The organism is Paenibacillus algorifonticola, assembly GCF_050481745.1.
In the GTDB taxonomy this organism is placed as follows: Bacteria; Bacillota; Bacilli; order Paenibacillales; family Paenibacillaceae; genus Pristimantibacillus; species Pristimantibacillus algorifonticola_A.
Window position 1 is genome coordinate 882246 of record NZ_JBCNGR010000008.1, and the last position, 19130, is coordinate 901375.

Here is a 19130-nt window from a genome sequence, read left to right on the forward strand (position 1 = left end):
GTAAACGGCTGAAGCCGTCCTCTGGCGGCAAAGCTACTGTTTCGCGATGAAAAATAAGCGGGACGCCCGCAAGCGCCCCGCTCTTATTCGATTGCCTTATACGTTAACCTTTTTCACGGCTTCGCTCATCTCATGCGTCTGCTGCCGAAGCAGACTCGACGTTTGCGCCACCTTCTGGAACATGACCGACTGCTCGCTGGTCAAACGGTAAATCTCATCAGAGCGTTCCGAAACGCCCGATGCAATATGTGCAATCGCATGGACGGACGCCGCAGCCTCCTCAGAGCCTGCTGTCATCTCCTCCGCTGATGCTGAGACCTCTTGAATGCGCTGCGTCACGGTGCGGAAGGCATCCACCACATGGGTAAAAGCTTGCTCCGCTTCCGAGGTAATCGCTACGCCTTGGCCAATCTCTTTGGCTGTAACACCCATCTTCGTGCCGATTTGCTGGGATTCCTGCTGAATGCCAAGCAGCAAATCCGATATCATCTGCACCGATAAGCTTGAAGCCTCCGCCAGCTTCCGCACTTCATCGGCTACAACAGCGAAGCCTTTGCCATGCTCGCCTGCATGGGCTGCTTCAATCGAAGCATTCAGCGCCAGCAGCTTCGTCTGGGTAGCAAAATCCCGTACCGCTTGCAGCGCCCCGCCTATTTCCTGTGAGTAGCCGCTAAGCACATCGACCATTGCAGCGACATCTCCGGCTACCACGGAAATGTTCTCCATCTGATTTTTCATCTGGGTCATGCTTTCTTTGCCAGATTGCGCTGTAGCCAGCGCGCTTGTCGCCGCATCCGAGACGGCGGTCGAGGACTCGGATACGCTGGTGATTCCTTTAGCGATTTCCTCCATCGCATTCGCGCTGTCGCTTGCGCCTTGCTTCTGCGTATGTGCACCCTGCCGGATATGCTGTACGGAATGGTCAACCGTCTTGCTCATGACCAGCATTTCCTCCGCATTGCGGCTGAATTGCTCTGTCGAATCAACTAAAATATCCGTCGTTGCAGCGACACCTGCAACCATATCGCTAATGATTTTATTCAAGTTGCCCGACATATGAATCATCGCTTTAAACGTGCTGCCGATTTCGTCCTCGCTTCTGAGATGGTACGCCGTCAAAATCTGATTAGCCTGAGCCAGCTCGCCATGCGCCATTTTATCGACACTGGCCTTCAATACTTTCAGCGGTCTGAGCCCCTTTACAACAAAGCGCAATACGATCGCAATGGCCGCAACCGTAATGAACAGTAGCAGGACATAAAAGGGAATGCTCGACTTAATAATATCCGATTCAATATCGCTAACAACGGACACAGCCGTATCAATGCCAATGACGCCAATCAATGCGCCGCTGCTGTCCAATAAGGGAGCGTACGAGGAAATATATTTGCCGTACTCCTCATTATCAATAATCGGCGAGCTTGCTGTGCTTCCTTGCAGCAGTTTCTGAACCGCATCGCCCGGCATATCGGTCACTTCATTAATCGGTGATGCCTTATCCGCATCCTTCATGCCGTCCACCATAATAAGCGGCGTGCCCTTGTCATCGATTTTCACGAAATACACATACATGGCGCCGATGCGCACGCGAAAATCATCAAGCTCATCACGTATGGTCAAAAATAAATCATTTTCCTCCGGTTCTTTGGCAAACTCAGCATAAGCAGCTGTATCCAGCTGGTTGACGTAGCTCTGAGCAATCTGGATGTTATAGCTGGAAATGGCCTCCTGTGCAGCTGACTTCATGTTCGCCAGTTGGAGCAATACGCTGCCGGCAGAAATAATAACAATGACTAGCGTAACTACCGCAACAATGCGTGCCACTAAACGTTTCCTGAAAAATCCGATCATTCGATCCTCTTCCTCCCGCATCAAACCCAGCCTTTTTTACTAGTCCGCTACCCAAATCTAACATGCTTCAAGCACTATGTATGTTGAAAATATTAAACGAATATGTCGAAATTCGCAAGAAATTATTGGACCATCGCTTGCAATCGCTTATGAAACAAGAGGGGAATGGAAGGCACCATTTTGACGGGAGGAGGGCCATGCGGTTAGCCTCGAATAGGAGTTACGCAAGAAGCAGCATGGCAATTCTAGTTTACTCATACAGCCAAGAAAAACGGCGAAGCTCCTAAGCCCCGCCGTCTACCTCTACCTTTCCTTGCTTACGCCTTTTCCACTTTAAAAACAAACTTCCATTTTGCTGCGTTGCCGGAGTATCGGCCTCTGTTTTCCACGACCTTTACATCAAGGGCATGCTTCTTGCTCGACGTCACCGTCGAAGCCTTGAAAGACTTATTCGCTGTGCCGACATCCGGAATTTTGTCCTGCTCAGTTGCCATTGATCAAAACCTGCGTCTCCCACTCATTCCCCACAGAATCGTTCGACACCAAATCTTCACTAACGAAGGTGACCTTAATCGTCACCGTCTTCGCAGCTGCCGCAAGCGGCTGCACAGCAATTGCAGTAAGCAGCGCGACCATGAGCAGCACGCGCAAGCTTTTGACCAGCATGCTGAAGTTCCTCCTTTCATTTTTTTAATAAATTTTCCTTTTATGCCATTATCAATCAGGCATATAATCTAGAACGGCAGCTTGCAGCAGTTGTATAAGATCGGCATTCATATATTCGTATTCATCGGGAATGTGCAGGCAAATGACCCGCTTCTCGCTTATCGCATGGGGAAACTTCTCCTGCATACGGCGCAAATGCTTTTTCTCCATGACAAAAATAACGTCAGCCCAGCCGATGTGGCCTTCGGTCACTCGCACTCTAGCCTGCGGCTCTGTTCCGGCAGAACGCACCTCATGTCCATCAACACCATTCAGCACCGTTTCAGCTGTCAAGCTGCGCCATTTGTTCCGGCTGCATATAAATAATAGCTTGCTCATCCTACAGCTCGATGCTCGTGTAATGCTCCACGACTGGAAACGGATCATAATAATGATGCAGCAGCCGCTTCCATTCCTGATATTCCGCGGAACCGCGGAAGCACTCTGTATGATCCTCCAGCGTCTCCCATTTCACGAGCAGCAGGTATTTATTTTGCTCCTCCAGGCAGCGCTGCAGCTCATGATGCACGTAGCCTTTCATGCTGGAAATAATTTGCGAAGCTTCCTTGAAGCTGGCCTCGAACGAATCTGCGAGCCCTGCCTTGACCAGTAAAATAGCAACCTCCAAAATCATAAGTGCACGGCCCTCCCGCTGCATTTTCAACCTGCTATTATTATTTTGCCGAAATAAATTGAACGACACCAATAGACATCAATATCAAAAACATGACAACAACAAAACCGATAGCGAATTTCAGTCCGCCAGGCAGGCCTTGCCGTTTTCCGTGCTCCTGCTCCAGCTTCTCCAGCCGCAGCTTAATTTCATCCAGCTCTCTTTCCTTGTTCTCCTCCATCATGCGCCACCTCTTCCTCCTAGTAGATATCCTTATTCTACCACAAAAGGAATCGCCATCATCCCTAGCTCCTATCCAGCAGCTGCTTTAAGCGGCCGGGAAAATCCGTAATAATGCCGTCCACCTGCTTGTCTAGCAAGGCCAGAAAATCTTGCTCTTCATTCACGGTATAAGGATAGACAGCGATATTTGCCTTTGCGGCTTCCGCCGTATCCTCGGCGTCAATGCTGCTGTAATGCGGATGCAGCGAAAATACTTCGCAGCCCATCAGCCCGGCATAAGCCGCTGGCGCAATTAATGCCGCCCCATAAAGCAGACCGATCCGCAGCTCCGGCATTCGTGCCTTCAGCCGTGCCAGCAGCTTATGATCGAAGGAGGAAACAACCGTGCGCTCCATACGTCCAGGCTGCTGCAAAAAAGCGTCCAGCGCTTCATCCAGCGCGCCGTTATAGGAGTCCTTCGCTTCCACATTAATTTGAATATGCTCCGGAAGCAGCACATAAACCTCCTCCAGCAGCGGTGCCCGCTCTCCGCGAAACGCTTCGGCAAATTTGCTGCCCGCATCCGCCTTGCGAATCGCCTCATAATTCATGCTGCGGATTAGACCAGTCTGTGTCGTCGTCCGATCCAGCGTCGCATCATGACAGACCACCAACTTATCATCGGCTGAAAGATGAATGTCCAGCTCGACCATATCACAGCCTTGATCGGCAGCTAATTGAAAGGATGCGAGCGTATTTTCCGGAGCTTCGCCCGCTGCTCCCCGATGCCCGATTATAAGCGGGCGCTTCGCTCTTTCGTTGTTCTTCAAAGCCTCTCCTGCTTGCTGCTTATTCATCCTAACACTATCCTCTCTACTACGTATTAGTGCAAATATAAGCATTTATAAGCTTCATCCTTATAATGGGCTTATATTTCACCTTCGAAACGGTAGCATTGCCGCCAGAGGACGGCTTCAGCCGTTTATGCTTGCTATTATAGCAAATTTTTGAAATGGGCTGAGAACGGCACCCCTGGGAGTTTTATTTTGTGCTGTTCCGGCAGCAGCATCTTGGCCAGCTATCCTATCAGCTTGCTCCACACGCCTCCCTTCTGCTGAAGCTTTCCGTCTAATAACGTGAAGAAGTCCCTCTCATGGCCAACTGACCGTCTAATCACGAGGGGGACTCTTTCGTTTATGAATAGACGGTTGCGCTAGCCTTGGTGATACAGCCAACGACTGCTAGCTCTGATTTCAATTAGATACCGCCATTGTCGAGATACGCCTGCATTTGCTTCTTGAGCTCTTCACGGATGGTATCCAGTCCGAGCGCACGAAGCTCCTTGTTCAATTTCTCGGCGGATTGCTTCCAGTTCGGATCAAGCCCGTGCCTGAAAATTTGCACCGCTTGGTCGAACTTCGGACAGCAGCGTATTAATTTGCTTCATCTCTATATAAGTGAAGGAACCGCCATACATCGCGTTATAAACAATCTGGTTGACGTCCTCCGTCAAATTATCCGAAACCTTATCGATAATGACATAAGCAAATACCCCAATGAGAATAAATCCGACAGCTACATACGAAAAGATCATTTTCAGCAGCAGCTTCCGCTTCATGATAAAGCTCTTTACATTGTTCATTGCCTGAACTCCCCCACGTTTGTATAATCTGCTGACGCTCTGTTTATATTTTGCTGTTTTCTGATAATACCATGAAGTCGTCGGAGCGAATACCTTCAGACGAGTATTCCTTATGTCTGCGCTACTATAAATATTAATGATTTGGTTACTATTTGAAGAACAACCACAGGATATCCGCCTTGTGACGGAGCACTCAGCAAATATGCTGCTGCACATTGTATTTTTATTTATTTAAGTGTATATTTATACATAACGAGACTTATACGGAGGTTAGACGATGACTAATTCGAAAAACAACAACGATACAGCTGCCTTGCTGGCAGCGGCCAAAAAATCAGTGCTGTTCACAGCAAGCAGACCCGAGGTCGTGATGGAGCGCGGGGAAGGGATGTACTTATGGGATACGGGAGGTAAAAAATACCTCGATTTCAGCAGTGGCTGGGCGGTCACCAGCTTGGGACATTCGCCTAAAGCTTTGCAGGAGGCCCTTGCCAAGCAAGCAGGACAGCTCGTGCATGCAAGCCCCGCTTTCTATAACAAACCAATGGTTGAGTTCGCGGAGCTGCTGACAAGCGTGTCCGGCTTTGATAAAGCCTATTTCACCAGCAGCGGCGCCGAAGCGAACGAAACCGCGATTAAACTCGCCCGCAAGCATGGCACCCTAAATTTAAACGGCGCTTATGAAATTATTACCTTGACGAACAGCTTTCATGGCAGAACGCTCGCCATGATGTCTGCAACGGGCAAAGCGCATTGGGAAAGCCTTTATGCCCCTAAGGTTCCAGGCTTCAAGCATGTGCCTATTAATGATTTTGACGCGTGCTTTGCTGAGATAAACGACCGTACCTGTGCCATTATGCTGGAGCTCGTCCAAGGGGAAGGCGGCGTCCATTCGGTGGATGCGCCTTACCTGCAGGCGCTGCGGAAGGCATGCGATATTTATGGCATTTTGCTTATTTTCGACGAGGTTCAGACCGGTATTGGCCGGACAGGAAAACTTTTTGCTCACGAGCACTATGGCGTTAAACCAGACGTCATGACGCTGGCGAAAGGAATTGGCGGCGGCTTTCCGTTATCCGCGACGCTAACGATGAAGCAATACGATATTTTCGAGCCTGGCGATCAAGGCGGAACGTATACGGGTGGACCGCTTGCGATGGCAGCAGGCCAGGCAGTCGTAGAGGAGATTATTCGTCTGGACTTGGCCACCAATGCGAAGCTGATGGGTGATTTAATGACGGAGAAGCTGGTTGAGCTGTCCCGCGAGTATGCCATCACCGATGTTCGCGGCAAAGGCTTGCTGCTTGCCTTCACCGTAGCGGAAGGCATGGCGCCACAGCTTGCGGCTTGCTGTATGGAGGATGGATTGATTATTAATGCGCTTAACGCTTCCACGGTACGGATTACACCCGCACTCACGGTAACCGAAGCAGAAACGGACGAAATGTTCGAGCTGCTGGAGCGTGCCATGAGCAAGCTGGGACTAAAAACTGTACAGAAAGCAACGGCTAACGCCTAGCCGACAAAAAGAAGCCGACAGCTGCCCCATGGCTGTCGGCTTCTTCTTTGTTAAATATTAACGATTAAATGTTAATGATTAAAATTTAAAATAATTTTTCGCATTGTAGTAGCTGATATTGCGGACAATGTCACCAAGCAGCTCGCGGTCATCCGGCACTTCGCCGTTCTCCACCCATTCGCCAAGCAAGTTGCACAAAATCCGGCGGAAATATTCATGCCGCGTATAAGACAGGAAGCTGCGCGAATCCGTCAGCATGCCGACAAAACGGCTCAGCAGACCGAAGTTCGCGAGCGCCTTCATCTGCACGACCATGCCGTCCCGCGTATCATTGAACCACCAAGCGGAGCCCAGCTGGATTTTACCCGGGATGCCGTCGCCTTGGAAGCTGCCGATAATCGAGCCAAGCACTTCATTATCCATGGCATTAAGCGAATAGAGAATCGTGCGCGGCAGCGCCTCATCCTTCGCCAGCTCATCAAGCAGCTTAACGAGCGGATAGGCAAGCGGACTATCACCGATCGAATCATAGCCCGTGTCAGGTCCAAGGCGATTAAACATCGCCGTATTGTTGTTGCGCGCGGCATTAATATGAAATTGCATCGCCCAGTCATGCTTCGCATACAGCTTGCCGAGGAAGACAAGCGTATACGTTTTGTATTTTTTCTCATCCTCAAGGCTTACACGGTTTCCGGCAAGTGCGCTAGCAAAAATCGCCGCCGCCTCATCCTTCGTCGTCTCTCCGTAAGGCACGTAATCAAGGGCATGATCCGAAACGCGGCAGCCCACCTCGTGGAAGAAGGAAACCCTTGCTTCCAGCGCAGCTAGCAGCGCCTCATAGCTATCCAGCTTTTGGCCTGCGGCCTGCGCAAGCTTCGCGATCCACTCCAGGAATCCAGCGCGATTAATTTCCAGCGCCTTATCTGGACGGAATGAAGGCAGCACCGCTACAGGAAAGTCCGGCAGCTCTTTAATTTTCAAATGGTATTCCAGCGAATCCGCAGGATCATCTGTCGTGCAGACGACCTCAACCTTGGAGTTTACGATGAGATCGCGGGCCTTGAAGCCCTCGCCCGCCAGCTTCCCATTTACTTTTTCCCAAATCGCTGGCGCATTGCGCTCATTAATCACTTCATCGACGCCGAAGAAACGCTGCAGCTCCAAATGCGACCAATGATAAAGCGGATTGCCAATCGCCTGCGGAACCGTCCTTGCAAAAGCGAGGAAGCGGTCATAATCGCTGACGCCTTCGCCGCCTGTCACATATTTTTCTTCAATGCCGTTCGAGCGCATCGCCCGCCACTTGTAATGATCGCCATACAGCCAAGCCTCCGACAAATTCGAGAAGCTGATGTTGTCGTAAATTTGCTGCGGGCTCAAATGGCAATGATAATCGATAATCGGCATGTCCTTTGCATAGTTATGGTACAAATCCCGCGCCGTTTCATTTGCCAGTAAAAAATTGTCGTCCAGAAACTTAGCCAAGTTAGTCCCTCCTGAATTTAACTAATTCGTCCACCTTCACAGCGAGTCCCGTCTGAATCGATTTATTAGCAGCAATTCCTGTCAAAATCGAACGGGCACCGTCTACATGATTCGCCGCGCGATTGAACTTATCCTCTACTGGCGTGCCAAAAATATCGTTGAGCAGTACAGGATCGCCGCCGCCATGGCCGCCAATTCCTTCTTCAACCTCCACATTGTAAGGAGCGCCAAACATTGGATAAACGATAATGCGCTTGCCTTTCAGCGCGCCCTCTTGCGATTTTTCGCCGCCGGAATTAACATAGGATTGCTCGACAATTTCCATCTCAATCCGGCCCTTCGTGCCGTTGAACGCGATGCGGTAGCCTTCCCATGGCAGATAAGCATTAAGCGAATAAGTCAAAATTGCATTGTTTTTATAACGTACCATTACGCCCATCGTATCTTCGATGTTAATGCCGTCGCTGAATACGCTTTGGTCGCGGCGGTAGCCGTCTTCATGCTCCGCATCAAGATACATCGCTTTGAGGTTCTCATTGCTGTCCATATGCAGCGCAAAAGGATCTTCCTTCGCATTGGGGTGGCCTGTCGCACGGTCGTAAAACTTCGTTTCGCCACGCTCTTCGGCATTTTCCTTACCATAGAACAGCAGATCGCCGAATGCAAAGACGGTATCCGGCTGCGAGCCGATCCAGAAGTTCACCAAGTCGAAGTGATGCGTCGATTTGTGGACAAGCAGGCCGCCGCTGTTGCGCTTGTCACGGTGCCAGCGACGGAAATAATCCGCGCCATGCTGCGTGTTGAGCAGCCATTCAAAATGCACCGAATTGACTTTGCCAATTGTGCCGTTCTCGATCAGCTCTCTCGCTTTCGTATGATGCGGCGCATAACGGTAGTTGAACGTTACGCGAACATTTTTCCCTGTGCGCTCAACAGCATCAATAATTTCCTGGCATTTCTTCTCATCTACAGTCATCGGCTTCTCGGTAATGACATCGCAGCCAAGCTCCAGCGCCCGAATAATATACGTATGATGCGTGCGGTCTACGCTGGTCACGATAACGGAATCCGGCTTCTCAATCTCGATCATTTCCTCGAATTGCTCTGCTTTATATGTGTTAACGGAATGATAATTATATTTATCGGTTAAACGATGGTTGGCGTGGTCAAGTCTCGTTTGGTTCGTATCACAAAATGCAAGCAGCTCCGACGTATCTCTGAAATCGGTTGCAATTGCAGCATAGAAAAACTCAGCTCTTCCTCCCGTTCCTACCAATACGTACTTTTTCTTTTGTGTCATTGCGGCTCACCCTTTGTCTGATTTTTTTGAAATATAAGAATTCATAAGTTTCACACGTATAAATAGGCTTATATTTCTCGGACTGAAACGCGCCGCGCCGCTAAAGGACAGCGACAGCCGTTTCACCTTGACTGTTTAATACGCTTTCATTTTACCGCATATAAGTGTTATAATTCTCCTCATATAGTGCTTAATTACTGAAATATGCCGCATATTTTGCGTTTTATATGAAAGGAGCTTTAAAGGCTATGATTGTAAAAACGCCAGCTTCCTTTGATTATGGGAATTTAGCGAATTTGTATATTGAATATATGAAGCGCTCCGAGCCCTTTACGATGCCCAATGATCATTTTCATGACTATTATGAAATTTATTATTTGCTCAGCGGCAAGCGGATTTATTTCGTCCATGACCGTTCTTATCCGGTGGAGCAGGGCGATCTGATCTTCATTTCCCGCCAAGTCGTTCATAAAACGCTGTACGCTGGCGAAGCCTCGCATGAACGGGTCATTATCCACTTCGATCACCATTTTCCTGAATCGTTTGCGCCCGAGCTTCGCGAGCTGATCTTGTCGCCGTTCGAGCAGCATATTCATGTGCTGCGGCTGCCGCGTCAGGAACAGCTGGTCATGGAGCAGCTTATTCGCAGACTGCTGGAGGAAATTCAGCAACGCCCTCCCGGCTATGAGCTGTATCCGCCAATCGCAATTACCGAGCTGCTGCTGCATGCGGCCCGTTATTTGCAAAAGCACGAATTCGTCCCGCTTTCCCATGCTACACCGATGCATGCGAAAATTACCGAAATCGTTCGTTACATTAACCACCACTTCAGCGAAGAGATTAGGCTGAGCGCCATTGCCGAGCAGTTTTATATCAGCTCCTATTATTTAAGCCGCATCTTTAAGGAAATTACCGGCTTCTCCTTCTCCACCTACTTGACGATTACCCGCATCAAGGAAGCCCAGCGCCTGCTGCGCGAGACCGATCAGTCGATTACAGAAATTGCCGCCGCCACCGGCTTCGACAACTTCTCCCACTTCGGCAAAACGTTCAAAAAAATAACGCGCCTCTCACCGCGGGATTATCGCAAGCATTTATAGGCAGCTGAACGGATAAATAGGTACTATTTCATTTAAATAATAGATTGTGTCCTGCAAGAAAGCTACTTGATAATTTGCCTTCATGCAGGCCACTTTTACTTGACAAATAATGCTTATTTGACTTACTTAGTGTGCCTTCTTTTAAATTCTATCATTTTACTGTGTATAATGTTTACTTAACTCTTCTTTTATATTAAAGGTGTTCTCTGGTCTGCCATATTTACAGAGCAGTTCGACAGCTTTTACAAATGTATAAGTCCAAGATTCACCCTTACTATGGGTAAGTTGATTTAATGTATTTGCATAGCATGTACTATGCATGTAGGCTAATTCAAGCTGTTCTTTTCTGAAATCGCCAGTCCTTAAGTATAATTTCAGCTCCATTTCCGAACTGATTTCTCCTATTGTTTCCACAGCTTCCTCTATTACTTCTATTGGCAAAATGGATAGTAACAATGCATAATTGTAAAATGCGAAGCTATAATCTTCAAGGGGATCGGTCATTTTCATTCTAACGATCTTCCATATCCCGTTTCTACTTACCCAATCACTTACCATAGCACGAATGTTTTGAATATCATTTTCCTCACTGAACGCCCACAAATTGAATGCACTTTTAACATCATCGTCTGAATACTCAAGCAGCACTGAAAGGTCCATATGAGCAAAAATATATTTTTGAGCCCACTCACCCTTTTTTATACCATTATTATTTAATTGTGCTGCAATCAACAAACCATCTTTGTAGTTTGATAAAATAGACGTAACTTTTTCATTATCACTATCTTCTTTTATTAATGCTTTAAACATTTCATTTATAAAAATTTTCATCTGCCTATTAAATTTCGTAAGATCTTGATGCTGATCAAGAACAAATTTTAATATTTTCATGTTTTTCTCGACCTGCTCTGGAGCTATATCCAGCCACAATTGATGAAAAAACTCCTCACGATTCAAATCAGTTACTAGCTCCTCGTATACCGCTCCCCCCTCGTGATCGCCGTCCAAAATCGCAGTATAAAATTTCTGAAGCTGCTCGTTGGACACCATTAAAGAAGGCACAGCATATTGAAAATATGTATCGAAATGCACAGAAGAGCAAATTAGTTTATTTTTGTTCGACAATAATTTATTTACACTTGAATCCCCGAGAGCGGGAAATAACTTGTTTAATAAGGAAATATAAGACGGAAATTGAATGTATAGCTTCTCACGCTGCTCTTTGAGAACGGCTTCATCTTTTTGCTCACCCAGAAATACGCTTGAGTTTTTATATATGAATGCAAATAATTCAGGATTATCAATCTTAATCGCTAATAAGGTTAGAAGATCCTTCGGGTTCGTTTCTTTTTTTAACATAGGCATATGAACCATCGCGATATTCGCAACCCTCTCCATATTCCTTGGTGTGAACTGAAAGTGATTAGCAATTCCTCCTAAAAAATCGATGTAATCATTTTCGACTTCAATTGTATAATCGTTTATTATCTTCATCATTGACGTTTGAAAAGCTTTAATCATCAGGTAGGAATCAACTCTTGGCAGGTAAAGCTGCACATGAATAAACTTTGAAATATATTCAAGCCCTACCTTTTCCTCATAGTCTTTAGAATAGAGCTGGGATAACGATTTCGCTACGTGCTTCTCATCCATAGCAAGAACATAAGTGATATTAGGAAAGTCGGCAATAAGCCGTACTAATTTAAAGATCATTTGAATTTCCTTATTGTCCAGACGATCTATATCATCTATGAAAACTACCATAGGCATACGGGCCGCTTTCAGCAACTCAATAATATGTTCCCTCATGCCTTGAGCATCTTCAAAATCTTTGGAAAGTTCAGGATTGCTCATATAATCTTTAAAATTCACAATAAACCCCGGTGGTCTTATGCTAATCGTTGTCAAAAATTTCAAATACTTCTTTAACCCATAAATAAGCTTTTGCTGGGAATTAGATTGACGATTTTCCAGATGCGATATTAACAGCTTTAAAAATTCAGGAATGATATTATTTTGATCCTTCCCCATATACCAAGGCTGGAAACGAATAATTTTCTCTTTACTAATATGTTGCTTTTCGATTAGATCAAAAACAGAGGATTTTCCTGACCCCCACGGCCCATATAGCCCAATAGTCAACGCATGATTCGTAGGAATAGCCATACGATCAATGAGGATTGCTGCCAAATCTTTCGCAAATTTCTCGCGCCCCAAGCTGTCAACTCCATCGACGCCCAATGAAGGACTGGAATTAAACTGGAATTTTTGTGCTTTGTCTGCAGCATCAGGGTTGGGCTCACCTTTTTTAGCAGGCAACTTTTTGAGCGTCAAAATAATTGCATATAAAGAAATAGCTATTACATTCACATCATATAAATCAGACCAAAACCCCCCTGAAAAAAGTCTGTTCTGGTCATTAAGCCCATAATCCAGGATGAGTGAGATTAACACTGACGGCAGCAGTTTTCGACGTATAGTTTTGAATAACAATAGCCTGACATGCTGCATAAATTCAAAATAAACAATGGCTGACCAAATGGCTGTGTAAATGATGACAATAATCTGTATAACGTAATTTGTTGGGACAGTATTTAATATGGACTTAAGCGCTAAACGGATACATAAGAGAAGCGCGTATGATATAGCTGTGCTAAACAAAATAAGGAAAGCAAATTTAGAAAGATTAGTTTTTCCTTTTCCAAAATAATCTTTTAATCTTTTGACCACACTAACTTCTTCTTTCATTTCCTCATTTACCCCTCTCATATAACTTCCTTAATCATACAAATGTTATTTTTCTAAAGCAATGATCCCTTCATAAAATAAAAACATTCCGTTTCTAGGTTGTATTTGTAGGCATAATTATTGCAGATTATTAGCGAAAGAATTCACGTCGTAATCTTATACACACAAAGTCACTTAATTAGACTAATAAAATTAAAATCTCTATGATAAATTTACTGTGATGTCTCAATTTTGTATACTAGGTTGGGAGAAGTGATGAGATGATTAAATTGGGTAAAATTAGCTACTGGCATGTACATGCTTGGGATTATACGAAGGAAGCGCAAGCGCATCCAGGTACAGAAATTACTGCGGTATGGGATGAGCTTCCAGAGCGCGGCCAAGCGGCTGCTGACAAGCTAGGCGTTCCCTTCTACAGCAACTTGGACGAGATGCTCGCAAGCGACATTGATGCGGTAATCGTAGACGCTCCGTCCAACATCCACCGCGACGTTATTATCGCGGCTGCACGTGCGGGCAAGCATATTTTCACGGAAAAAGTTATCGCTCCTACTCTTAAAGAAGTGAATGAAGTCATCGAAGCGGTATCCGCGAATAACGTGAAGCTTACCGTTTCCCTGCCAAGGCTGAATGCTGGCTACACGCTGGCGATTCAGGATATTTTGGCACAAGGCCTGCTTGGCAAAGTAACGCTTGTGCGGGTAAGATTGTCGCATGATGGCGCTACAAAAAACTGGCTGCCGGAGCATTTCTATAATTTGGAGCAATGTGGCGGCGGCGCCTTGATCGATCTGGGCTGCCACCCGATGTATTTGACTCGCTTGTTCCTCGGTGAGCAGCCTGTTGAAGCATCTGCCCAATACGGCTATGTAACAGGCAAAGAAGTAGAAGACAACGCCGTCGTTCTGCTTAAAACAGCATCCGGTGCTGTCGGCATCGTTGAAGCTGGCTTCGTCAACGCCTTTTCGCCTTTCACCATTGAGATTCATGGCACGCAAGGCACATTGATGTACGGCACACCGGATGACCGCCTATTGCTGCGTACGAACTTGAACGGTGAAGACGCTGCGAAGCAGTGGCAGGAGCAGACGCTGCCAGACTCACGCCCAGGCGCTTTCAACCAATTTGCCGATCATATTGTGAACAATACAAAAGCTGAGGAAAATGTACAGCTTGCGGTTGAATTAACGAAGCTGGTTGAAGCGGCGAACCGCTCTGTGCGTGAAGGTAAATCGATTCGTATCGACGAGTTGGCGCAATAATAGACTACTGGATTATTTTTCAGCAATAACGACTTGAAGGGAGGTTTGGCGCGATTGCAGCCTTTTCCATACGAAGTGATGCGTGAGCGCCAGGATGCGCTCGAAAGGCTTGATCTTCGCATCCGCTGGGGCTATTACGATATTCATGTGCTGCGTTTTCACCTGACCCAGTTTCTTCCCGGCAAAATCGTCAACTTTCACAAGCATGCCGAATTCGAGTTTCATTTTATACCGCAGGGCAAGGGGACTGTTATTCTGGTCGATATGCCGTATGCGCTGAACGAGGGCATGTTTTATTTAACGGGACCTGATGTGCTTCATTATCAGGAGGCAAGTCCGGATGACATTATGGATGAGCTGTGCCTGCATGTCGATATTATTGATCGCAGATTGCAGCCTGGCTCTTCCCCTGTTACGGAAGCGGATGATTGGGAAATTGCCGAGGCCGATGATTGCATCAGCAAGCTTCGCACGCTGCCGCTGTTTCCGGCAGATGATGTGCATCAGGCTATGCCTTTGTTTTTGGAAGCTTATGAAGCTTGCTCAAGACATTATACAGGCAGCTATACGACAATCAGGCAAAATGTCATTCAAATCCTTCTGCGGGCCGTGCGTGCTTATGACACGGTGAAGGAACCAGAGCAGGCTCACTTACCTACCCGGGATATGAAGGCTTACCGCTATCGTCTCGCAATGGAATATATACAGGCCAACTACTCTGGCGAAGTCACGCTTGAGGACGTGGCCGACAAGCTGAATTTAAGCTCGCGGCATATTCAGCGGGTGTTCAAGGAGGCCGGAGACGGCCAGTCCTTCAGTGCCACGCTCGAAAATATGCGCCTCAAGGCGGTATGCCATGCGCTTGCCGAAAGCACGCAGTCGATTGAAAAAATCGCCCAGCAAACGGGATTTGCCAATGCCAACTATTTGCATGCGGTGTTTCGCAAACGTTTTGATATGACCCCTTCTGAATACCGCGCACAGCAGATGACCATCATGTAGTAAAGGATGATACTCGTAATGTCCAAGACGCTAAAAATCGGAATTATCGGCAGCGGCGGCATAGCAGGCGCCCATGCCAGAGCGTATAAGCAGATGCTCGGCGTAGAAGTTGCAGCTGTAGCCGATATTATTCCAGGCCGCGCCGAGCAATTTATTGAGAATTGGGAGCTGCCCCATGCGGCGGCCTATGACGACTATCGGCAGCTGCTCGATACGGAGCTTGATGGCGTCAGCATTTGCACGCCGAATGTGGCCCATTTTCAAACGACGGTCGATGCGCTAAATGCAGGCAAGCATGTCATGCTGGAAAAACCAATGTCGGTCACGCTTGAAGAAGCGGTGACGATGGCGGAAACAGCACTCAAAACAGGCTATATGCTCAACATCGGCTTCCAGCCGCGCTATGACCCGAATATGGCGATCATTCGCGACCTGATCTCGTCCGGCGAGCTGGGCAAAGTGTATTATGTAGAAACGGGAGGCGGACGCCGCCGCGGCATGCCAGGCGGAACCTTTATCCGCAAGGATATTGCCGGAGCTGGCGCGATGGCCGACATCGGCTGCTATTCGCTCGACATGGCGATGAATGCGCTCGGCTATCCGAAGCCGCTGACGGTATCGGCGTTTACGTCTAACCATTTTGGCACGAACCCACTGTATCATAAGGAAGCAGATAAGTTTGACGTCGAGGATTTTGGCGTGGCAATGATTCGTTTCGAAGGCGATATTGTGCTTAATTTCAAAATTTCTTGGGCGATGCATATGGACTCGCTCGGTGCCGCTCTATTCCTCGGTACCAATGCCGGGCTCAAGGTCACACCTTCCGGCTCCGGCCCTTGGAGCGGCGTGTTTGATGGCAGCGTAGGCTCCATCACGATGTTCCATGATGTGCAGGGTCATCATACGGAAAGCCCGATTCCGGTTATTCAGCACCAAACGGATCTATTCCACGCTAAGGTGTGGGATTTTGCCGAAGCCGTGCGCGACGGAAGACCGGCCCCGATTCCTGGCAGCCAAATCGTGCGGAACCAGGCGGTTATCGACGGCATTATCCGCTCTGCTCAGACGAAGAAGGAAGTCGATATCTTTTTGCCTTCCCCGTTTGCGTAAGAGCCTATTAAAAAGGAAATTCGCTGCGTGAAAGGTTTGGTTTTCGATCGCTGTTGCCCTTGGATTTCCTTGAATTAGACGCCTTCAGCGGTGGAAATCCAAGGACAAAGGCGAACGCTCCCGCTTCTCAAATCCAAACCTTTCACTCCGCTCACCTATTTAAAAACTTCTTAAAGCATGTGCGGAAGTGCTTCAAATGAAACTAAAATTCAAGGAGGATTTTATTATGTCTAAAACTCATCGTATTGCGATTATCGGCTGCGGCGGTATTGCCAATGGCAAGCATTTGCCGAGCCTTAGCACCATCAAAAGCGTGCAAATCGTCGCTTTCTGCGACATCGAAGAGCATCGCGCACAAGAGGCTGCCGCGAAGTATGGCGCGGAAGGCGCTCGCGTATACACCGACTACACGGAGCTGTTGAAGGACGAAACCATTGAAATCGTGCACGTCTGTACGCCAAATGATTCCCATGCCGTCATCGCGATCGCTGCGCTGGAAGCTGGCAAGCATGTGATGTGCGAGAAGCCAATGGCGAAAACAGCAGCAGATGCTAAGCTTATGATGGAAACGGCACGCCGTACTGGCAAAAAATTGACGATCGGCTACAACAACCGTTTCCGTCCAGACAGCCAGCAGCTGAAGAAAATTTGTGCAAATGGCGAGCTGGGCGAAGTGTATTACGCGAAAGCACATGCGATTCGTCGCCGCGCCGTACCAACATGGGGCGTATTCCTTGATGAAGAAAAACAAGGCGGCGGCCCGCTAATCGATATCGGTACTCACGCGCTGGATCTGACATTGTGGATGATGGACAACTACAAGCCGAAGGTTGTACTTGGAACGGCTTACCACAAGCTGTCGCAGCGTGAAAATGCAGCCAACGCTTGGGGCCCTTGGGACCCTGCCAAGTTTACCGTTGAAGATTCCGCTTTCGGCATGATCGTCATGGAAAACGGCGCGACGATTTCCCTTGAGTCCAGTTGGGCACTTAACACACTGGATATTGACGAAGCAAAATGCTCGCTGTCCGGTACAGAAGGCGGAGCAGACATGAAAGGCGGCCTGCGAATCAATGGCGAAAATCACAGCCGTCTTTACACGACCGACATCGAGCTGAAATCCGGCGGCGTCGCTTTCTTTGACGGTGCAGATTCCGGCCGCGACTCCGATCTGGAAATGAGAATGTGGCTGAAGGCGATTGAGGACGACACCGATCCGGTCGTAACGCCAGAGCAAGCCTATGTCGTGTCGCAAATTTTGGAAGCCATTTATGAGTCGGCTCGCACGGGCAAAGCCGTTTATCTGTAACAGCTAGCTGCTTCATAAAGCCGAGCCTAAATTATATAAGCCTGCTCCCCATCCGAATGCGGAAGGAGCAGGCTTTTTTCACTAGACCATTTCAGTTATAATCATTAATCATGTTATTATAGAACTACACTTACACTCATCTTTCAAGGAGGCGTCCGATGATGCTTTTTATTGGGATTTTATTACTCTGCTGTGGACTATTAATGGTGGTCCGACCAGCTTTCGTATGGTCACTGACAGAGAGTTGGAAATCTAATAACGGCACGGAGGCGTCCAACCTCTACCTTGTATCAACAAGATTCGGTGGCGTATTATGCACGCTAGCAGGTCTTGCAGCTATCATTGCTTATTTGCTGTAGGGACTATTCGTTAATCAAGCACACAAATTTAACCGATCCGAAGGAAGGCTGGCAGCTCGGAAAGGTAAGCAGATAGGGGAATTCAGTTGCAGGGCTATCAGGAAAAAAGAGATCTCGAACGCACGGCTGTCCGCATTTTCATCAATCTCTACAACCATAATTATGAGAGCAAGCTCCGGCTCCTCTATCAGCGTGAACGACCGGATGCCGTGCTTCAGCATCGGAACCAACATATGATCGGCGTTGAAATTACCCACCTGTTTTATGATTCTGAAGAAGCGAAAAGGCTGCTGGGCCGCTCGCAATCGCGCAATCTCAATCAAGAGGTTGTCGAAATGCTGATCGCCGAGCTGAATAAGCGCATTCAGACGAAGGAAATAAAAATAAACAATTACGCGACTGCGTATCCCATTGCCTTAATCATTCGAAATGCTTCCCCTGCCTTCGGCATGTCTGACATTTTGCGCGCCAAGGAGCTCATTTATAAGCCGCAGGGCCGATTTACCCATGTATGGTTCTTATCTCGCGATGGGTCAGACGAGTGGTTGATGAAGGATTTGCAGCAGCTGTAGGATGAAAATGAAAAAATTTAAATCGTCCCTTTCAATGAGCTATTACTCAAATATCGAATAGACCTGTTGTTGCCTCATACATTTTCACACGTCTATTTAATTGATCCATGACTAAACGCTCCATGAATAAAAAAAACCTTTAATATGGTACGATTATTTTGCATAATCGCATTTCAAATTAAAGGTGATTTAATCATTTCATAATTTAATTCTTAGCAGTATCTGTTTTCTTGTCATCTTTATTTTCTTTAGCTTCTTCTCCATTGTTTGTGGATGCAGCTTTATGAAATCTCTACCAAGACGGGAAACGGCTTACCGCTCCAATTCATCG

The 19130-nt window shown here is 47.4% G+C and carries 20 protein-coding genes; 8 read left to right on the forward strand and 12 right to left on the reverse strand.

The genetic code is table 11. The annotated features are described in order from the left end of the window. Positions 1-96: 96 nt before the first annotated feature. The 9 genes from ABEW34_RS11460 to ABEW34_RS11500 form a co-directional block, all read right to left on the reverse strand. A complete protein-coding gene (locus ABEW34_RS11460) occupies positions 97-1851 on the reverse strand; it encodes a methyl-accepting chemotaxis protein (RefSeq protein ID WP_430158391.1) in 1755 nt (584 codons plus the stop codon). A gap of 317 nt (positions 1852-2168) precedes the next feature. Beyond that, positions 2169-2345 (reverse strand): hypothetical protein, encoded by a 177-nt coding sequence (locus ABEW34_RS11465; RefSeq protein ID WP_430158393.1) that lies wholly within the window; start codon positions 2343-2345, stop codon positions 2169-2171. Next, positions 2335-2517 (reverse strand): hypothetical protein, encoded by a 183-nt coding sequence (locus ABEW34_RS11470; RefSeq protein WP_430158395.1) that lies wholly within the window; start codon positions 2515-2517, stop codon positions 2335-2337. The genes ABEW34_RS11465 and ABEW34_RS11470 overlap by 11 nt, the downstream gene beginning before the upstream one ends. Positions 2518-2568: 51 nt before the next feature. Further along, positions 2569-2895 carry a low molecular weight protein tyrosine phosphatase family protein gene (locus ABEW34_RS11475; RefSeq protein WP_430158398.1) on the reverse strand — a complete coding sequence of 109 codons (327 nt, stop codon included), beginning with the start codon at positions 2893-2895 and terminating at the stop codon, positions 2569-2571. A 1-nt stretch (position 2896) separates the two neighbouring features. Next, positions 2897-3190: an antibiotic biosynthesis monooxygenase family protein gene (locus ABEW34_RS11480; protein WP_430158401.1), complete on the reverse strand. Its 294-nt coding sequence runs from the start codon at positions 3188-3190 to the stop codon at positions 2897-2899. A 40-nt stretch (positions 3191-3230) separates the two neighbouring features. Further along, positions 3231-3413: a hypothetical protein gene (locus tag ABEW34_RS11485; protein WP_430158403.1), complete on the reverse strand. Its 183-nt coding sequence runs from the start codon at positions 3411-3413 to the stop codon at positions 3231-3233. Between the two features lie 61 nt (positions 3414-3474). Beyond that, positions 3475-4248: a glycerophosphodiester phosphodiesterase gene (locus ABEW34_RS11490; protein WP_430158405.1), complete on the reverse strand. Its 774-nt coding sequence runs from the start codon at positions 4246-4248 to the stop codon at positions 3475-3477. Positions 4249-4648: 400 nt separating this feature from the next. Further along, on the reverse strand, positions 4649-4795 hold the full coding sequence (locus tag ABEW34_RS11495; protein ID WP_430158408.1) for a DUF3502 domain-containing protein: 147 nt from the start codon (positions 4793-4795) through the stop codon (positions 4649-4651). Further along, positions 4770-5033 (reverse strand): hypothetical protein, encoded by a 264-nt coding sequence (locus ABEW34_RS11500; RefSeq protein WP_430158411.1) that lies wholly within the window; start codon positions 5031-5033, stop codon positions 4770-4772. Before ABEW34_RS11500 ends, ABEW34_RS11495 begins: the two co-directional genes overlap by 26 nt. Positions 5034-5310: 277 nt before the next feature. Here ABEW34_RS11500 and ABEW34_RS11505 point away from each other — a divergent pair, with 277 nt between their 5' ends. After that, positions 5311-6552, forward strand: a complete 1242-nt coding sequence (locus tag ABEW34_RS11505) for an aspartate aminotransferase family protein (protein WP_430158414.1) — start codon at positions 5311-5313, stop codon at positions 6550-6552. A 78-nt stretch (positions 6553-6630) separates the two neighbouring features. Here the strand turns inward: ABEW34_RS11505 and uxaC are convergent, their stop codons facing one another. Both uxaC and ABEW34_RS11515 read right to left on the reverse strand, forming a co-directional pair. Continuing rightward, positions 6631-8037 (reverse strand): glucuronate isomerase, encoded by a 1407-nt coding sequence (gene uxaC / locus ABEW34_RS11510; RefSeq protein WP_430158417.1) that lies wholly within the window; start codon positions 8035-8037, stop codon positions 6631-6633. A 1-nt stretch (position 8038) separates the two neighbouring features. After that, the gene (locus ABEW34_RS11515; RefSeq protein WP_430158419.1) at positions 8039-9337 is read right to left on the reverse strand and encodes a Gfo/Idh/MocA family oxidoreductase; all 1299 of its coding nucleotides are present in this window, start codon (positions 9335-9337) and stop codon (positions 8039-8041) included. A gap of 248 nt (positions 9338-9585) precedes the next feature. On the opposite strand from ABEW34_RS11515, the gene ABEW34_RS11520 reads away from it, so the two are divergent. Then, the gene (locus tag ABEW34_RS11520; protein WP_430158422.1) at positions 9586-10437 is read left to right on the forward strand and encodes a helix-turn-helix domain-containing protein; all 852 of its coding nucleotides are present in this window, start codon (positions 9586-9588) and stop codon (positions 10435-10437) included. A gap of 156 nt (positions 10438-10593) precedes the next feature. Here ABEW34_RS11520 and ABEW34_RS11525 read toward each other — a convergent pair whose 3' ends face one another. After that, positions 10594-13185 (reverse strand): KAP family P-loop NTPase fold protein, encoded by a 2592-nt coding sequence (locus ABEW34_RS11525; protein ID WP_430158424.1) that lies wholly within the window; start codon positions 13183-13185, stop codon positions 10594-10596. 260 nt (positions 13186-13445) lie between these two features. Between ABEW34_RS11525 and ABEW34_RS11530 the strand changes: the two genes are divergently transcribed. From ABEW34_RS11530 to ABEW34_RS11555, 6 genes are all read left to right on the forward strand, one after another. Further along, on the forward strand, positions 13446-14447 hold the full coding sequence (locus ABEW34_RS11530; RefSeq protein WP_430158427.1) for a Gfo/Idh/MocA family protein: 1002 nt from the start codon (positions 13446-13448) through the stop codon (positions 14445-14447). Positions 14448-14501: 54 nt separating this feature from the next. Continuing rightward, positions 14502-15449 (forward strand): helix-turn-helix domain-containing protein, encoded by a 948-nt coding sequence (locus tag ABEW34_RS11535; protein WP_430158430.1) that lies wholly within the window; start codon positions 14502-14504, stop codon positions 15447-15449. 18 nt (positions 15450-15467) lie between these two features. Next, positions 15468-16559, forward strand: coding sequence for a Gfo/Idh/MocA family protein (locus ABEW34_RS11540; protein ID WP_430158433.1), 1092 nt, complete (start codon positions 15468-15470; stop codon positions 16557-16559). 226 nt (positions 16560-16785) lie between these two features. Further along, on the forward strand, positions 16786-17868 hold the full coding sequence (locus ABEW34_RS11545) for a Gfo/Idh/MocA family protein (protein WP_430158436.1): 1083 nt from the start codon (positions 16786-16788) through the stop codon (positions 17866-17868). A gap of 161 nt (positions 17869-18029) precedes the next feature. Further along, the gene (locus ABEW34_RS11550; protein WP_430158607.1) at positions 18030-18227 is read left to right on the forward strand and encodes a DUF6199 family natural product biosynthesis protein; all 198 of its coding nucleotides are present in this window, start codon (positions 18030-18032) and stop codon (positions 18225-18227) included. An 86-nt stretch (positions 18228-18313) separates the two neighbouring features. Further along, positions 18314-18799, forward strand: a complete 486-nt coding sequence (locus tag ABEW34_RS11555) for a hypothetical protein (protein WP_430158439.1) — start codon at positions 18314-18316, stop codon at positions 18797-18799. Positions 18800-19130: the final 331 nt, after the last annotated feature.